Origin of the sequence: Sphingomonas mucosissima (assembly GCF_002197665.1) — a bacterium.
GTDB classification, from domain to species: domain Bacteria; phylum Pseudomonadota; class Alphaproteobacteria; order Sphingomonadales; family Sphingomonadaceae; genus Sphingomonas; species Sphingomonas mucosissima.
The window spans coordinates 166,961-182,488 of the sequence record NZ_NBBJ01000004.1 but is presented as its reverse complement, the minus strand read 5'-3'; the positions used below and the strand labels follow the sequence as shown (position 1 = coordinate 182,488).

18 protein-coding genes are annotated in these 15,528 nt (G+C 64.8%); 8 read left to right on the top strand and 10 right to left on the bottom strand.

The window, feature by feature from the left end:
• Window positions 1–42 precede the first annotated feature (42 nt).
• On the top strand, window positions 43–2,169 hold the full coding sequence (locus tag SPMU_RS12785) for a transglycosylase domain-containing protein (RefSeq protein ID WP_088334294.1): 2,127 nt from the start codon (window positions 43–45) through the stop codon (window positions 2,167–2,169).
• Here the strand turns inward: SPMU_RS12785 and SPMU_RS12780 are convergent.
• The 3 genes from SPMU_RS12780 to SPMU_RS12770 are packed head-to-tail and all read right to left on the bottom strand — an operon-like array spanning window position 2,133 to window position 3,872.
• On the bottom strand, window positions 2,133–2,819 hold the full coding sequence (locus SPMU_RS12780) for a M48 family metallopeptidase (RefSeq protein WP_088334293.1): 687 nt from the start codon (window positions 2,817–2,819) through the stop codon (window positions 2,133–2,135). The genes SPMU_RS12785 and SPMU_RS12780 overlap by 37 nt on opposite strands.
• A 43-nt stretch (window positions 2,820–2,862) precedes the next feature.
• Complete coding sequence (locus tag SPMU_RS12775) at window positions 2,863–3,294, bottom strand: YcgN family cysteine cluster protein (RefSeq protein ID WP_211275800.1); 432 nt, start codon at window positions 3,292–3,294, stop codon at window positions 2,863–2,865.
• The gene (locus SPMU_RS12770; protein WP_088334291.1) at window positions 3,291–3,872 is read right to left on the bottom strand and encodes an SCO family protein; all 582 of its coding nucleotides are present in this window, start codon (window positions 3,870–3,872) and stop codon (window positions 3,291–3,293) included. Before SPMU_RS12770 ends, SPMU_RS12775 begins: the two co-directional genes overlap by 4 nt.
• A gap of 46 nt (window positions 3,873–3,918) precedes the next feature.
• Between SPMU_RS12770 and SPMU_RS12765 the strand changes: the two genes are divergently transcribed.
• Window positions 3,919–4,530 (top strand): ankyrin repeat domain-containing protein, encoded by a 612-nt coding sequence (locus tag SPMU_RS12765; RefSeq protein WP_088334290.1) that lies wholly within the window; start codon window positions 3,919–3,921, stop codon window positions 4,528–4,530.
• Between the two features lie 47 nt (window positions 4,531–4,577).
• Here the strand turns inward: SPMU_RS12765 and SPMU_RS17410 are convergent, their stop codons facing one another.
• Window positions 4,578–5,159 carry a TetR/AcrR family transcriptional regulator gene (locus SPMU_RS17410; RefSeq protein WP_169715723.1) on the bottom strand — a complete coding sequence of 194 codons (582 nt, stop codon included), beginning with the start codon at window positions 5,157–5,159 and terminating at the stop codon, window positions 4,578–4,580.
• A 279-nt stretch (window positions 5,160–5,438) separates the two neighbouring features.
• Between SPMU_RS17410 and SPMU_RS12755 the strand changes: the two genes are divergently transcribed.
• The gene (locus SPMU_RS12755; protein ID WP_088334288.1) at window positions 5,439–6,773 is read left to right on the top strand and encodes an MFS transporter; all 1,335 of its coding nucleotides are present in this window, start codon (window positions 5,439–5,441) and stop codon (window positions 6,771–6,773) included.
• 163 nt (window positions 6,774–6,936) lie between these two features.
• Window positions 6,937–7,257, top strand: coding sequence for a hypothetical protein (locus tag SPMU_RS12750; RefSeq protein WP_088334287.1), 321 nt, complete (start codon window positions 6,937–6,939; stop codon window positions 7,255–7,257).
• Window positions 7,258–7,319: 62 nt separating this feature from the next.
• On the opposite strand, the gene SPMU_RS12745 is transcribed toward SPMU_RS12750, so the two are convergent.
• Entirely contained in the window at window positions 7,320–7,649 is a 330-nt protein-coding gene (locus SPMU_RS12745; RefSeq protein ID WP_088334286.1) for a hypothetical protein, read from the bottom strand.
• A 206-nt stretch (window positions 7,650–7,855) separates the two neighbouring features.
• Between SPMU_RS12745 and SPMU_RS12740 the strand changes: the two genes are divergently transcribed.
• Both SPMU_RS12740 and kynU read left to right on the top strand, forming a co-directional pair.
• The gene (locus tag SPMU_RS12740; RefSeq protein WP_088334285.1) at window positions 7,856–8,680 is read left to right on the top strand and encodes a tryptophan 2,3-dioxygenase; all 825 of its coding nucleotides are present in this window, start codon (window positions 7,856–7,858) and stop codon (window positions 8,678–8,680) included.
• The gene (kynU, locus tag SPMU_RS12735) at window positions 8,680–9,918 is read left to right on the top strand and encodes a kynureninase (RefSeq protein WP_088334284.1); all 1,239 of its coding nucleotides are present in this window, start codon (window positions 8,680–8,682) and stop codon (window positions 9,916–9,918) included. The genes SPMU_RS12740 and kynU overlap by 1 nt, the downstream gene beginning before the upstream one ends.
• A gap of 48 nt (window positions 9,919–9,966) precedes the next feature.
• On the opposite strand, the gene egtD is transcribed toward kynU, so the two are convergent.
• From egtD to SPMU_RS12710, 5 genes are all read right to left on the bottom strand, one after another.
• Entirely contained in the window at window positions 9,967–10,944 is a 978-nt protein-coding gene (gene egtD / locus SPMU_RS12730; RefSeq protein WP_088334283.1) for an L-histidine N(alpha)-methyltransferase, read from the bottom strand.
• Between the two features lie 67 nt (window positions 10,945–11,011).
• Window positions 11,012–12,265, bottom strand: a complete 1,254-nt coding sequence (egtB, locus tag SPMU_RS12725; protein WP_088334282.1) for an ergothioneine biosynthesis protein EgtB — start codon at window positions 12,263–12,265, stop codon at window positions 11,012–11,014.
• A gap of 159 nt (window positions 12,266–12,424) precedes the next feature.
• Entirely contained in the window at window positions 12,425–12,661 is a 237-nt protein-coding gene (locus SPMU_RS12720; RefSeq protein WP_088334281.1) for a twin transmembrane helix small protein, read from the bottom strand.
• A gap of 9 nt (window positions 12,662–12,670) precedes the next feature.
• Window positions 12,671–13,537 carry a tRNA glutamyl-Q(34) synthetase GluQRS gene (gene gluQRS, locus SPMU_RS12715; RefSeq protein ID WP_245833276.1) on the bottom strand — a complete coding sequence of 289 codons (867 nt, stop codon included), beginning with the start codon at window positions 13,535–13,537 and terminating at the stop codon, window positions 12,671–12,673.
• A 97-nt stretch (window positions 13,538–13,634) separates the two neighbouring features.
• Window positions 13,635–14,426, bottom strand: a complete 792-nt coding sequence (locus SPMU_RS12710) for an enoyl-CoA hydratase/isomerase family protein (RefSeq protein ID WP_088334280.1) — start codon at window positions 14,424–14,426, stop codon at window positions 13,635–13,637.
• 99 nt (window positions 14,427–14,525) lie between these two features.
• Here SPMU_RS12710 and SPMU_RS12705 point away from each other — a divergent pair, with 99 nt between their 5' ends.
• On the top strand, window positions 14,526–15,095 hold the full coding sequence (locus tag SPMU_RS12705; protein WP_088334279.1) for an HNH endonuclease: 570 nt from the start codon (window positions 14,526–14,528) through the stop codon (window positions 15,093–15,095).
• Between the two features lie 22 nt (window positions 15,096–15,117).
• Window positions 15,118–15,525, top strand: a complete 408-nt coding sequence (locus SPMU_RS12700) for an EF-hand domain-containing protein (protein WP_088334278.1) — start codon at window positions 15,118–15,120, stop codon at window positions 15,523–15,525.
• Window positions 15,526–15,528 lie beyond the last annotated feature (3 nt).

Below are 15,528 nucleotides of genomic sequence, written 5' to 3'. Positions count from 1 at the left end.
TTGTTAAGCCCCGCCTAAGCTTCTATCCCACAAGGCGCTTCGATGGCCCGCGCCCCTGCTCCCCGTTCGCCCTGGCGCCGTCGCCTGTCGATCACGATCAAGGTGATGATCGCGCTCGCGGTGCTGGCGCTTGGTGCGCTTGTGACCGCGGTTTACATCGCGCGTGCGCAGCTGCCCTCGTTCGAGGAGCTGAAATCCTCCCCCAATGGCCAGATGATCCGGGTGCACGCCGCGGATGGCACGGTGCTGGTTTCCATCGGCCCGAGCTATGGCGAATGGCTGCCGTTTGACCGCATCCCCCGCGTGATGCGGGACGCCACCGTCGCCGTGGAGGACAAGCGCTTCTACACTCATATCGGCGTCGATCCGATCGGGGTTGCCCGCTCGGTCAAGGTCCGCCTTGATCGTGGACGCTGGGTGCAGGGCGGATCCACCATCACGCAGCAGCTCGCGCGTAACGTCTTCCTCAACAATCAGAAGAAGTTCGGTCGCAAGTTCCGCGAGTGGATCCTGGCGCTCGCGATGGAGCGCAAGTTCAGCAAGGCCGAGGTTCTCGAGCTGTACCTCAACAAGGTCTATTACGGCGGCGGCGCCTATGGGATCGACGCCGCATCACGCAAGTTCTTCGGCCACGGCGCCAATCGCTTGTCGCTGAGCGAGGCGGCGATCATTGCCGGGCTGGTTAAGGCGCCATCCAATTATTCGCCCACGGCCGATGCGCAGGCCGCGGTTGATCGGGCGCAGGTCGTGCTGCGTGTCATGGCCGAGAACGGTGACATCAGCCCCGGAGAAGCGCAGACGGCCGATCCCAACGCGGTCAAGCTCGCGCCCGAGCCCAAGCAGAACAGCGTGCGCTATTTCACCGACTGGGCGTTGCCGCAGCTCGAATTGTTGATCGACGAAACGGAGCGCCCGCTCGAAGTCTGGACGACGCTGGACCTCGATATGCAGCGGGCGGCCGATGCCGCCGTTCGGGCGAATTCGCCGGCCGGGGCACAGGGCGCGCTGGTCGCGCTCGATCGCGACGGCGCCGTGCGCGCCATGGTCGGCGGCAAGGATTATGTCTCGTCGATCTATAACCGTGCCACGCAGGCGCAGCGCCAGCCCGGCTCCGCGTTCAAGCTGTTCGTCTACCTGGCGGCTCTGGAAGCGGGGATGACGCCGGAGTCGACGGTGGTCGACGAGCCGGTCACGATCGGTGGCTGGAGCCCACGCAACAGCTCGCGGCGCTATTCGGGTCAGGTCACCCTCCGCACGGCATTTGCCTATTCGCTCAACACGGTGGCGGCGAAGTTGGGGCAGCAGGTTGGCTTCACCACCGTTGCGGACATGGCGCGCCGTTTTGGGATCACGTCCCCGGTCAACACGCAGCCCTCAATGGTGCTTGGCACGTCAGACGTCCGGTTGATCGACATGACGCGCGCCTTTGCCAGCGTGGCGAACAAGGGCGTGGCGATAACGCCCTATGGCATCACCAAGGTCACGGCGAACAATGAAGTGATCTACCAGCAGGAGGTGGATCGCAGCCGTGTGCTCGTCGCACCCTATGTGGCGGCGCAGATGACGGATCTGCTGCAGACGGCCGTGAACACCGGCACTGGCCGCGCAGCCCAGATCGGCCGTCCGGTGGCGGGCAAGACCGGTACCACTTCGTCATCCAAGGACGGCTGGTTCCTTGGCTTCTCTTCCGGCCTCACCACGGGCGTCTGGATGGGGCGTGATGATGCCAAGCCGATCGGTGGCCTGCAGGGCGGTGCTGCGCCTGCACGTGCGTTTGCCCAGTTCATGGCAAAGGCGGTGGCAAAGCGGCCCATCGAGCAGTTCGAGACCGAAGTGACCCTCCCGGAATGGCAGCTCGAACCGGACGAGGAGAGTTATTTCGGCGAACCCGACAACAGTGTGTTCCTGGATGAGACCGGCGCGCCTGTGGCGGTCGATGGGGTGCCGGTCCCCGAAGAGAGTTATGGCCGGGGCATCGAACGGCCGTCGCCCCGCGCCGAGCGGCCGGTTCCAGAAGGGTATGACGAGGAGGCAGCGCCTGCGCCGCCGCCGGCACAGCGGCTTGATCAGGATTGGATCGACCGTGTTACCGGGCGGGACGCGGCTCGCGAGCCTCGCCGCGACAGACGACCTCAGCCCCCGCTAGTGGATGAACGGCCGTACCAGTGAAGTTGGGCGCCGTGGGTGCGCAGCCATTGGCGATGTGGGGTCGGATCACTGCCGTATAGCGTTGCAACCAGCGCGTGAAAGGCGGGGGAGTGGTTCATGTGGATGCGATGCGCCACCTCGTGCGCTACAGTCGCCTTGCGCACCTCAGTCGGCGCGAGCACCAGGCGCCAGCTGTAGCGAATGGCGCCCGCACTGCTGCAACTTCCCCAGCGACTGCGAGGGTCACCAATCGTCACTCGGTCTACACGGACGCCCGCCCGGGCCGCGTAGAAGCTGGTATCCGTCTCCAGCAGGCGGAGCGCCTCGCGCCGCAACCAAGCTTCCACCCGACGCGGCACCGTGGATGGCGGACCAGAAATTGCCAGCCGATCGCCCACGCGTTGCACGATGCGCGATGCGCCTTCGTGCCAATCGATCAACAATGAGTCATCACCAAACGGAATCCGCACGCCCGGCGCGAACGGGTGTGCATTCGGCAGCGCGGCGCGTTGTGCGGCCATCCATTCCTGATGCTCCGCCGCCCAGGCGAGTGCCTTGGTGCCGGAGGCGCGCTTTGGAACCGTCAGCCGGAACCGGCCGCTGGCAGGATCGAACGCCAGCTTGATCCGCCGGGCGGTTGGGTGGCGAACAATCTCAACGTCTTCGATCACGAGCGGCCGGGCATTGAGCGTGGCTGTGTGACGCGTCTGGCGGTCACAACCGCCGGTCGGTCATGTGATATTCCAGTTCGCCCGCATCGTCCTCACTGATCGTCCACCCTCGCACCGATTCGCCAGCCCAGTGGACAGCATCGCGATCGCCGGAATTCAGATAATGCCACTCGGGGAGCGGCTCATTGTTCAGCCTCAGCCGGTATGCGCAGGTGCTTGGCAGCCACTTAATCGCATCGACGTTGCGCATCGACAGGCGCACGCATTCGGAAACATAGGCGTGCCGGTGCCGATAATTGGAACACTGGCCGCTGCGCCGGTCTAGCAATCGACAGGCGACGTTTGTCGCGAAGAGCTCGCCCGTTTCCTCGTCTTCCAATTTGTGGAGGCAGCATTTGCCGCAGCCGTCGCAAAGGGCCTCCCACTGTCCGCGGTCCAGCTTGTCGAGCGGCGTGTCTTCCCAAAAGCGCGTCATTTCGCCCAGCGCTTGATTTCGTCAGCGATCGCCTGGGGTGTCCCGTCCTGCGGCAGCAGGGCGAGCGGCTTGCCGTCGGGCGACATCAAATAGGCCTGGCGACTGTGATCCATCATATATCCGTCCGCTGTGCCCTTTCCCCGTTGATAAAAGATCGCGAACTCCTTGGCCACCTTGGAGATTTCTTCTGACGTCCCAGTCAGGCCAATCATGCGCGGGTGAAAGGCCGAGACGAACTGCTTCAGAACGGGCGAGGTGTCACGCTCGGGGTCGATGGTGATGAACACCGGTACGACGCGTTTCGCGAGCGCCGGGGCGCTCCGTTCGAGGAGCTTCAGCCCTGCCGCCAGGTTCTGGACGTCCACGGGGCAGACATCGGGGCAGAATGTGTAGCCGAAATACATGATACGGTACCGGCCAGCGAGCGCTGAGTCGGACAGGCGCTTTCCGTCCTGATCAGTCAAGGCAAAGGAGCCGCCGATCCTTGCCCCCTCAAGCGGTGGAGCCGCGGGAGACTGGTCTGGCGAGCAAGCAAGAAGGGCGAGTGGCGCGAGCCAGGCAAAAGCACGGACGTTCATGGCACCGGCAGCCTTGATCTGTTAGATCGAGCGCTGCAACCACCAGATGGATCGTTTGCCTGTGAAGACGCTTCGCCGCCTGTTCGCCCCTTTACTTATCCTTGTGGCGCTGCCCGCCGCTGCGCAGCAGCAGTCGCAGGGTTACAAATTCCTCGAAGCTGTTCGTAAATCGAGCGGCGATGAAGTCGTGAAGATGCTGGATCAGCCGGGGCAGCGCATCGTCAATGCCCGCGACATTACGACCGGCGAAGGTGCGCTGCACATCGTCGTGAAGCGCGGCGACGCGACCTATCTGCGCTTCCTGCTGGCGCGTGGCGCAGATCCCAACATGCGCGACGGCCGCGGCGACACGCCGCTGTTGCTGGCGGTGCAATATGGTCAGAACGCGCTGGTCGACATTCTGGCGGCGGCGAAGGCCAACCCGAACCTTGGCAATGGCGGCGGCGAGACGCCGCTGATCCGCGCGGTGCAAAAGCGGGACCTTCCGCTCGTGCGTAGCCTCTTGGCAGTCGGCGCGAACCCCGATCAGACCGACAATGTCGCCGGTATGTCCGCCAGGGACTATGCGAGGGCTGACACGCGTACCCCAGCGATTGCCAAGCTGATCGACGAAAAGCCGAAGCAAGCGGTTCGCGCCGTAGCGGGACCGCGACTGTAAAGCTGTACCGTAGTCGCAGAGCGTGGTCGGTTGGAGCGCACTAGCGATTAGCGCGGGCGCAAGCCGTCAAACAGCAAGCGGAATGCGGCGCTGACCTGCTCTGCCACTTCGTCCTCGCTCAGGAATGGCAGCATCACCGCGCTGGCCATGCGGGCCGTGAAAACGATGTCGCGCGGGGTGACGGACCCGGCGATCTCGCCGCGCTGCTGCGCCGCGCGGACAGCGGGTTCCAAGATCCCCTGAAGCCTGTGGCTTAGCGCTTCCAGCCCTGCTCGGTTTGCTTCATCCAGTTGAAGATCCGCAGCGATCCGGGCGAAAATCGATGATGCAACTGCTGCGCCCCGCACGAAATCCGTTAGAATATTCACCAGCGGTCGACTGGGGTCGATGCTCTGGTCCAGCCGGTCTGCTTCGCGCGAAAGGATCGCCAACACGAGCGCGTCGCGATCCTTGAAATTCCGGTAAAGCGTGCCGCGCCCCACGCCTGCGCGCTCAGCAATCGTATCGAGCGGGACGCGATAGCCCTCGGCGGTGAAGCACAGGAGAGCAGAGGTGATCAGCGCCTCGCGTCGTTCTTGCGCATCGCGCCGCGGCGCGCGGCGGCGGCTCGGTGGCTCAACCCTCTCCATATCCCGCATTATAGGCGATTTGCCGGAAGTGTCCCCCACCGGTCGGCCGCGATGATACATTTGCCGGGGTGCCGGTGGTCCAGGGTTGGTCGGGTTCGGCCGCGAACGTTACCACTGCGCCAGCATATCGGCCTCATCTGTTCAACCCTTCCCAGAACCGCATGATTGAGGCGAGCGGAGGCGAAGACGGCAGGCGCTGGGCAAGGCGCGGCCGGCGATCTAAGTCGGCGGCAGGTCGCGTAGTGTGACGGCATTGCGGCGCGCTGGAGGGGAAGAGAGTTGCAACACGAAGACCGGGCCGACCTGTCCCATCTGCGCAAGGTGGTCGGTGCATCGATGGCCGGCACCATCGTCGAATGGTATGAGTTCTTTCTTTACGGCACGGCCGCAACGCTGGTTTTCGGCAAGCTGTTCTTTCCCCAATCGGGCAACGATCTCGACGGCATCATCGCGGCCTTTGCCACGTACGCGGTGGGCTTTATCGCGCGGCCGCTCGGCGGCGTGGTGTTCGGCCACATCGGGGATCGGATCGGGCGCAAGTCGCTGCTGCAATTCAGCCTGGTGCTGATCGGCGCGTCGACGTTCCTCATGGGCTGCCTACCCGGCTTTGGCACCATCGGCTATTGGGCGCCGGCCCTGCTGGTGACGTTGCGGTTCATCCAGGGCTTTGCGCTTGGCGGCGAATGGGGTGGCGCGGTGCTGCTGGTGACGGAGCATAGCCCCAATCGCAGCCGCGCCTTCTGGGGCAGCTTTCCGCAGGCGGGCGTGCCGCTCGGCAACGTGCTGGCGACGATCGTGCTGCTTCTGCTTTCCACCTTTCTGTCGGAGGAAGCATTCCTGGCGTGGGGATGGCGCGTCGCCTTCTGGCTGTCGGTCATCATCATCGCGATCGGCTATTACATCCGCACGCAAGTGAGCGACTCGCCGCTTTTCCATGCCGCTCGCAAGGACGTGGAGCGCGGCGCCGATACCGGCCATGGTGTCGTGGAGGTATTCCGCAGGTATCCGCGAGCCGTGTTCAACGCCATGGCACTCCGCTTCGGCGAGAACATCCTGTATTACATGGTGGTCACCTTCTCGATCACCTATTTGGCTCATCGCGGCATTGCGACCAGCCGAATCCTCGGGCTGCTGTTCCTCGGCCATTTGCTCCATGTCCTCGTGATTCCGATCGTCGGCGCCGCGGCGGACAAGTTCGGACGCCGCCCGGTCTATTTGTTGGGGGCGGCACTCGCCATCGGATGGCCCTTCGCGGCATTTCCGATGTTCGACACCGGCGACACCGTCACGATGCTGGCGGCGATCATGGCCGGGCTGGTGGTGCACGGCATCATGTACGCACCGCAGCCGGCGATCATGGCAGAGATGTTCCCGACGCGGATGCGCTATTCCGGGGTTTCACTCGGCTATCAGGTGACGGCAATCGTCGCCGGTTCCTGGGCGCCCCTTATCGGCGCTGCCATGCTGCGGGCGTATGACGATTGGATGCCGCTCGCCATTTATGTGAGCGCCAGCGCTGCCATCAGCCTGATCGCGGCGATGTTCATGCGGGAAAGCAGGGGATTGTCGCTGAGCGCGCTCGATGCCGAGGATCGTCGTCGTATGACCCGTTGAAGATCGCGTTTTCCGCCTTCCGCCTTTCTTGGTGGTGGAAGTCAGCGCAGAGTAAACACGCAATTGATCCGGGCTCTCGCCGCTCAGGACCCGATGCGATGGAACCAGATGATGCAGATCCCCGTTTAATCGATCCTCCGAAAGAAGTAATTGGAGGAGGCGTATGAAGATCATCATTGCTCTGGCCGCGGCCAGTATTCCGCTTGTTGCTGCGGCGCCGGCCTATGCCGGTGACAAGCCTTTCCGCGGCGCTGTTTATGACGACAGCAATTCACATTATCTGGATTACAAGACCGACCTGAGCGAAGCGCGGCGCGAGCTACGCAAGGATCTTGCACGTGCCGACGATCCGGCGGATCGCGTAGACGCATGGGCCGAGTATCGCCGCGAAGTCGCCGATGCGCGACATGACTTTGCGAAAGAGATGGCCGAGCGCGGCGTGATCATCAATCGCCGGCCGAGCGTGAGGGTGGAGCCGGAATAAGGCGTCCTGAACGGCGCGTTCCCGGCGCGCATTGATAGGCGCGCCGGGCGCCGGGCGCTCTTTCAGACCTGCTTCGTCGTGACGACCGGTGGGTTTTCGCGAAGGCGGCGCAGGCGAAGACCGACGAACAATACGGTCGGCCAGAACAGCGTGTTCACCGTGTCAGCGATCGTATCCGGCCACCGCCAGGATCCATGATTGTACCGGTCGACACATTCGTTGATCACCTGAAGAACCACGACACAGGCAAGTGGCACGGGCGTGGCCAGCGACCGGCGCGTGATCAGCCGCGCCAGCATGAGCACGGCCATGCCCCCATGAATATGCGCGATGGTGTCGCTGCCGCTTTCGAACATGCTCGCAACAGCGCTCTTCAATCCGACATAATCCATGACTCATGCTTAGCGGTTGCAGCATACGACTGTCATCAGCCGCGTCATCCTCGCCCCGCAGCCTAAGAAGGGCGTTCCCTCGCCGGCAATCGTGGGTGCACAATAAACGCAGTATGGCCGGGGAGGCGGAGAAATAGGACGGCGGAGAATGGCTTGGTCAACGAACGGGCTGCGCCTGCGCGGCCAATCGCGCTAGGAACAGTGTCATGGAAAAACGCTCTGATCCTTCCGCCGAGACCCAGGCCAGCGAGTTGACCTATGCCGGCTATCTTCGGCTGGAAGCGCTTCTCGCGTGCCAGACGCCGCTGTCCGAGACGCATGACGAGATGCTGTTCATCGTCATCCACCAGGCCTCCGAATTGTGGATGAAATTGTGCCTGCATGAACTGACGGCGGCGCGCACCGCGATTGCCGAGGATCGGCTCGATACCGCGTTCAAGATGATGGCGCGCGTGGCGCGGGTGCAGCAGCAATTGATCGGCAGCTGGGAAATATTGGCGACGATCACGCCGGCCGATTATTCCGCGATGCGCGGCAAGCTCGGCTCAAGCTCCGGCTTCCAGTCGCACCAATATCGCGCGATGGAATTCCTGATGGGGAACAAGAACGCGGCCATGGTCCGCGTGTTCGCCGATGCGCCGCCTCTGCAAGCCATGCTGCAGGACGCGCTGGAACAGCCAAGCATTTATGACGAGGCGCTCCGGGCGCTCGCGCGCGCCGGATTGCCCGTTCCGGAGGAACAGCTGACGCGCGACGTTACGAAGCCGTATGAAGCATCGCCCGGGGTGGAGGCGTGCTGGCGCGAGATCTACGCATCGCCCGAGCGTTACTGGAACCTCTATGAGCTGGCCGAGAAGCTGGTTGACCTCGAATACCGCTTTCAGCTGTGGCGGTTCGGGCATCTGAAGACGGTGGAGCGGGTGATCGGCTTCAAGCGGGGCACTGGCGGTACCGCGGGCGTGCCGTACCTGGCGCGCGTGATCGACCAAGTGTTCTTTCCCGAATTGCTGACCGTGAGGGCCGTGCTGTGATGAACTGGCCCGATCTCGCCACCGTCCAGGCGATGGACATGGCCGATCCGCTGCGTGCCTGCCGCGCGCGCTTCACGCTGCCGGAGGGGTTGATCTACCTCGACGGCAATTCGCTGGGCGCGCTGCCGAGAGATGCGCCGGCGCGGGTTGCGGCGGCGGTCGAGGAACAGTGGGGCTCGGACCTGATCGCGAGCTGGAACAAGCATGGCTGGATCGAGGCGCCGGCGCGGCTGGGCGCCCGCATCGCGCCGCTGATCGGCGCCGGCGAAGACGAGGTGATCGTAGCCGATTCCACCTCCGCCAATCTGTTCAAGCTGATCACTGCTGCGTGCCTGGCGCAGCCGGGGCGCACGACGATCCTGACCGAGCCGGGCAATTTCCCGACCGACCTGTATATCGCGCAGGGCGTCGCGGAAGTGTTGCCGGGGCGGCGGGTACGAACGGTTCCGGCGGGTGAGATGGCGGCGGCGATCGACGGCAACACGGCGGTCGTGGTGCTTACCCATGTTCACTACAAGACCGGCGCGAAGCTCGACATGGCCAGCCTTACGGCGGCAGCGCATGCGGCGGGCGCGCTGATCCTGTGGGATCTGAGCCATAGCGCTGGCGGCGTGGAGGTCGACCTCGGCGGCTGTGACGCGGATCTGGCGGTTGGCTGCGGCTACAAATATCTGAACGGGGGGCCGGGCGCGCCGGCATTCCTCTATGTCGCGCGGCGCTGGCAAGAACGGCTCCGCTCGCCGCTGACCGGATGGATGGGGCATAAAACGCCGTTCGACTTTGGCGACGATTATGCCCCGGCAGAGGGCATGAAGCGCTTCCTGTGCGGTACGCCGCCGATCCTCGGCATGGCCGCGCTCGACGCGGGGCTGGATAGTTTCGCCGGGGTTACCATGGCGGAGGTGACGGCCAAGAGCCGCTCGCTGAGCGAGTTGCTGATTGCCGGCATCGAGCAGCGGTGCGGCGAGGCTCGCTTTACCCTGGTCACGCCGCGCGATCCGGCGGCGCGCGGCAGCCACGTCAGCGTGGCGCATGAACATGCCTGGGAGATCTGCCAGGCGCTGATCGCGCACGGGGTGGTCGGCGATTTCCGCGCGCCCAATGTCCTGCGGCTCGGGCTGACGCCGCTGTACACGTCTCATGAGGATGTTTGGCGTGCCGTGGAGATCATCGCGGCGGTGATGGAGGCTGGAGCCTGGCGTGACCCGGCCTATGCGGCGCGCGCGGCGGTGACGTGACCCGCGCCTGCGCCGGACCAACCGGCGCAGGGATAGGAGAGGCGCCGTTTAGGGGGCGAAGCGTTCCGGCTGCGCTTCTGCAAGGATGACGGCGAACAGGCCGTCGGGGTCGGTCCATTCGGTCAACGGCGTCCAGCCGCCAGCGCGCAACAGGATGCGGGCATCGCGCGGGCCATATTTGTGGCTGTTTTCGGTGTGGATGGTCTCGCCGGCGGGGATCGAGAAGGGGCGGCCTTCGACCTCGAACGAGACATCGCGCGTTGCCTCCAGGTGCATCTCGATCCGCGCGCGATCGTCGTTCCAGATCGCGCGGTGGCGAAAGGCGTCGAGCGGGATGGTGCCGTCCAGCTCGCGATTGATGCGGGCGAGGAGATTGCAGTTGAACGCTGCCGTCACGCCCGCCGCATCGTCATAGGCGCGGACCAGCACGGCTTCGTCCTTGATCCGATCCATGCCGATCAGCAGGCGCGCGCCCTCGCCCAGCGAACCGCGCATCGCGCGCAGCAGATCCACCGCGGCGCGCGGGATCAGATTGCCGATCGTCGAGCCGGGGAAGAAACCGAGCTTGGGCGCGTTCGCAATGGTGCGCGGCAGATCGACCAGCCGCGTGAAATCCGCTTCGAACGGGAGCACGAGAAGGCCGGGATAGCGATCCGAGACGATGCGCGAGGATTCGCGCAGCATGTCGCCGGAAATGTCGATCGGCACATAGGCGCTGGGCTGCACGGCATCGAGCACCAGCGGCGTCTTGGTCGACGAGCCGGAGCCGAACTCCACCACGGCGGCGCCTGCGGGGATGTGACCAGCAAGCTCGGGCGCGATCCGCTGGAGAAGCGCGGTCTCGGTGCGCGTCGGATAATATTCAGGCAGCCGGGTGATTTCCTCGAACAGGTCCGAGCCGCGCCGGTCGTAGAACCAGCGGGCGGGCATCGCGCGCGGGCGAAGCGCCAGGCCATTCAGCACATCCGCACGGAACTGCGGGTCGGCGAGGGAGGCCTGGCCGTCCTCCATTTCCTGCTTCAGCATGGGCGTCCTTCCTGTTCGTGCCGTCGTTCGTCGCCGAGCATTTGCCCTTGCGCCGTGCGGGGTGGTGTCAGCGATCGCGGGCCAGCCGCACGCCGGTGAATTGCCAGCGCTGATGGGGGTAGAAGAAGTTGCGGTAGGAGGCGCGCGCATGGCCCCGCGGCGTCGCGCAGGATCCCCCGCGCAGCACGAACTGGCCGCTCATGAACTTGCCGTTATACTCGCCGACGGCGCCATCGGCCGCCGCAAAGCCGGGGTACGGGCGATAGGCGCTGCCGGTCCATTCCCACACGTCGCCGAAGAACGCCGGGCTGCCCTCCGCTGGCCGCGGCTCAACCGCGCTGGCGGCATCAAGCTGATTGCCGCCGCGCGGATCGTAGGCGGCAGCTGCCGCTTCCCATTCCGCCTCGGTGGGAAGGCGCGCGCCGGCCCAGCTGGCATAGGCATCCGCCTCATAGAAGCTGACATGCGTCACCGGCGCGGCAGGATCGATCGGCCGGCGGCCGTCCAGCCCGAAGCGGGTCCAGACGCCGTCGCGGTCTTCCCAATAGAGCGGGGCATGAATTCCCTCACGTTGCAGCCACGCCCAGCCATCGGCCAGCCAGCAGCGCGGCTCGCGATAGCCGCCGTCGGCAATGAATTGCTGCCATTCGCCATTGGTAACGGTGCGGTCGGCGAGAGAATGCGGCGAGAGCAACGTGCGATGGCGTGGCCCCTCGCAATCGAACGCGAAACCGCGACCGTCATGGCCAATCTCGACCACGCCTTCGTCATGGTCGATCCAGCCGATAGCGTCGGGCACTGCCACGGGGATCTTCGGGGCAGGCGACCACAAGGCCGGCTCAAGCGGATTTTCGGAGAACAGGTGGAGCACGTCGGTCAGCAGCAATTCCTGATGCTGCTGCTCATGATGACAGCCAAGCTCCACCAAGCCGCGCGCTGCATTGTCAAGCGACGGCAAGGCTGCGATCAGCGCGGCATCCACGGCCCCGCGATACGCCTTCACGTCGGCCAAGGTCGGGCGGGTCACCATGCCGCGTCGGCCGCGCGCGTGGCGGCGTCCCTCGGCCTCATAATAGCTGTTGAAGAGGAACGGGAAGCGCGGATCGTGCAGCCGATAGCCGGGCACGTGATCGCGCAGAATAAAGGTCTCGAAGAACCAGGTGGTATGCGCCAGGTGCCATTTGGCAGGGGAGGCATCGTCCATCGACTGGACGGTGGCGTCGGCGTCGCTCAACGGCGCGGCAAGTGCTTCGCTCAGCGATCGGACCTGACCAAAGCGAGTGGCGAGATCATCGGGCAAGGCGGCTTCGCGCGGCTGCATCTACTGTCGTAGCCTTCCATCATGATCGCCGCGGCGCAAGCGCGCACGGGCAAGGACGGCACGCGGAGTTTGCCCCGTCGACCATCCGTTAACCTCGATCAAGGTTTAACCAACGGTCAGCCTTTTGGTTCATCAAAGCGGCGCGCGCGCCGCCGACGATCAGGTGCGCCCGGCGGAGAACAGCAGCACGACGACGATGATGACGGCCAGCGCCTGGAACAGGATCCGCTGCTGCATCATCTTGTTCGACTTGAGCTGGCTCTGCGTCGGCCCGGAGGTGCCGGTTCCCCGCGCCTCCGCACTGGCGCTCTGCAGGAATGCGACAATGCCGCGCACGAGCGCGACCAGCGTCGCAAGCAGCGCCGCAACGAGGAGGATGATCAGGAAGGTTTGCATGCGTCTAATCTAGGTATCGGTGGCACCGATGGGAACCCGTCCGACGCGCAGTTCCGTCGCAAGCGCCAGCCCATTCGAACCCCCTTCGCGAAGGGCCGCCAGCGCCGGTGCGCCGTGGCGCTTGGCGAGCCGGACGCCGTCGGGCCCGGTAAGGAGGCGGTGGTGGTGATAGGCGGGCGTCGGCAGGCCAAGCAGCGCCTGGAGCAGGCGGTGAACATGGGTGGCAGCAAACAGATCCTGCCCGCGCACCACATCGGTCACGCCCTGCCATGCATCGTCGACGGTGACCGCGAGATGGTAGCTGGCGGGCGCGTCCTTGCGGGCGAGCACAACGTCGCCGGCCGTGAGCGGGTCGGCAACGATCGTCCGGCCGTGATCTTGCCAAGTGAGCGGTCCCGCGATGGCCGTGGCGCGCGCCATGTCGAGGCGCCAGCAATGCGGGCGCTCGGCATTTTGCCGGGTCAGCACACGGCAGGTGCCGGGATAGATCGGCTCGGCGCCGTGCGGAGCGGACAGGCTTGCTGCGGCGATCTCTGCCCGCGTGCAATAGCAGCGATAGAGAAGACCCATCTCGCGCAGCCGGTCGAGCGCCCCGGCGTAGGCGGAGAGACGCTGCGACTGGTGGACGACGTCGCCGTCCCAGGAAAGGCCGAGCCAAGCGAGATCGGCGATGATCGTTTTGACATGTTCCGGGCGGCTGCGCGTGCCGTCAATGTCTTCGATCCGCAGCAGGAAACGACCGCCCTGGCGGCGCGCGAAATCATGCGCGAGGATCGCGCTATACGCATGGCCGAGGTGCAGCCGGCCGGTAGGCGAGGGGGCGAAGCGGGTGACGATCACGCCCCGGCATGTGTACAGGCGAGTGCTGAGGGGCAAGCCTGTGTCGCTTGGCAGCGGTGTCGCTTTGCGCTGACCGCCCGATGCTGCGCGGCGCTGCCGACGCTGGGGACTTTACCCGTTCGCGCGCCCTCGGTCAGCGCCCGCTGAACACCGGTTCGCGCTTCTCCATGAAGGCAGCGACGCCTTCCTTGTGATCCTCGGTCGTCATCAAACGGCGGATTATCTCGATTGCCCACCCGCCAAGGTCGCGTGGGTCGCCGTAGGCGGCGCGGCGAAGGCCTTCCTTCATGTAGCGTAGCGCCAGCGGCGGATTGGCGGCGATCCGCGCGGCGAGCGCCCGGGCGCTTGCCATCAACTCATCGTGTGGCACGACTTCGCGCACCAAGCCGATACGCGCCGCCTCGGTGGCATCGATCACGTCGCCGGTGAACAGCAGCTCTGCCGCCTTTGCGGGGCCGACGATGGAGGGCAGCCGATAGAAGCCGCCCACATCGCACACGAGGCCGCGCTTGATGAACAGCTCCGCGAACTTCGCTTTCTCCGATGCGATTCGGATGTCGGCATATAGCGCCAGCTCCATGCCCCATCCGACGGCAGCGCCGTTCACCGCGGCGATCACCGGCTTGTCGCATTCCAGCGCCGCCATCGCCGCAGGCGTGGGCTGGTGGCGCACGACGGGCGGCGCCTTGCGTGCGGTGAAGGAATCGGGGCCTGCCATGATTTCCGCCACGTCATCGCCGGAGCAGAAGGCCGGGTCCGCGCCGGTCACGATCACGCAGCGCACCTCCTCATCGCTCACCGAGCGCCGAAATGCCGCCTCCAGCCGGGCATAGGCATCCCAGTTCAGCGCGTTGCGGCGTTCCGGACGATTGAGCGTTATTGTCGCAACATGATCAGCGACGTCATAGATAACAGTGTCGGTCAAATATCCTCTCCTCTTGACCCGGCGATTCGCCGGCTGTCATCATGGCGTCATCGCTTGGCGTGACACCGCGCCGAGACACGGTATCGAAGGGGGACCCGCTTGTTCCATCCCGATCTGATCCGCCATCCGGACGCATGCCCGACGCTCGTCCTGAACGCCGACTATACGCCTTTGTCTTATTATCCGCTCAGCATCTGGCCATGGCAGACGGCGGTCAAGGCAGTGTTTCTCGACCGGGTTGATATTGTCGCCCATTATGAGCGCGAGGTGAGAAGTCCCACGCAGTCGATCAGGCTGCCGTCCGTGATTGCGCTGAAACAATATGTGAAGCCGTCACAATTTCCCGCCTTCACGCGCTTCAACCTGTTCCTTAGAGATCGCTTCGCCTGCCAATATTGCGGCAGGCATGTTCGCGAGTTGACGTTCGATCACGTCGTGCCGCGCGCACAAGGTGGGCGCACGACCTGGGAAAACGTCGTTACGTCCTGTTCGCCTTGCAATCTGCGCAAGGGCGGACGCACCCCCAACCAGGCGGGCATGCCGCTGCACATCGAGCCGATCCGCCCAACCAGTTGGCACCTGCAGGAGCATGGCCGCAGCTTCCCGCCAAACTATCTCCACGAAACATGGCACGATTGGCTTTACTGGGACGTTGAGCTCGAGGCCTGATCTTGAGGGAGGTTAACCGGGGATGCGATCGTTGATGATGCTGGCAGCATGTGGTTCGCTGCTGGCAGCCTGTGGCACGCGCGAAGAGCAACATGAGAACGGCGCTGCCCAAAATTATACGCCACCCACGGTGACCTCCCGGCTGGATTTCGGCGGCGAGATCGAGCGCCGCTTCCATCGGCTGGACGTGAACGGTGATGACCGTATCACGGCCGACGAGCTACCGGAACGATTGCGCCCGATGATCGCGCGTGGCGATACCGATGGGGATGGGGCGCTGAGCCCGCAGGAATGGGGCGACCTGATGCTTGACTGGTTCGATCGCAACGATTTGAACAAGGACGGCACGCTGACGAGCGAGGAGCGGGCAACGTATCGCGAGCGTCGTGCCGCAGAACAAGGTGCCGGACCTGGTCAAGCTGCGCGTTGACGG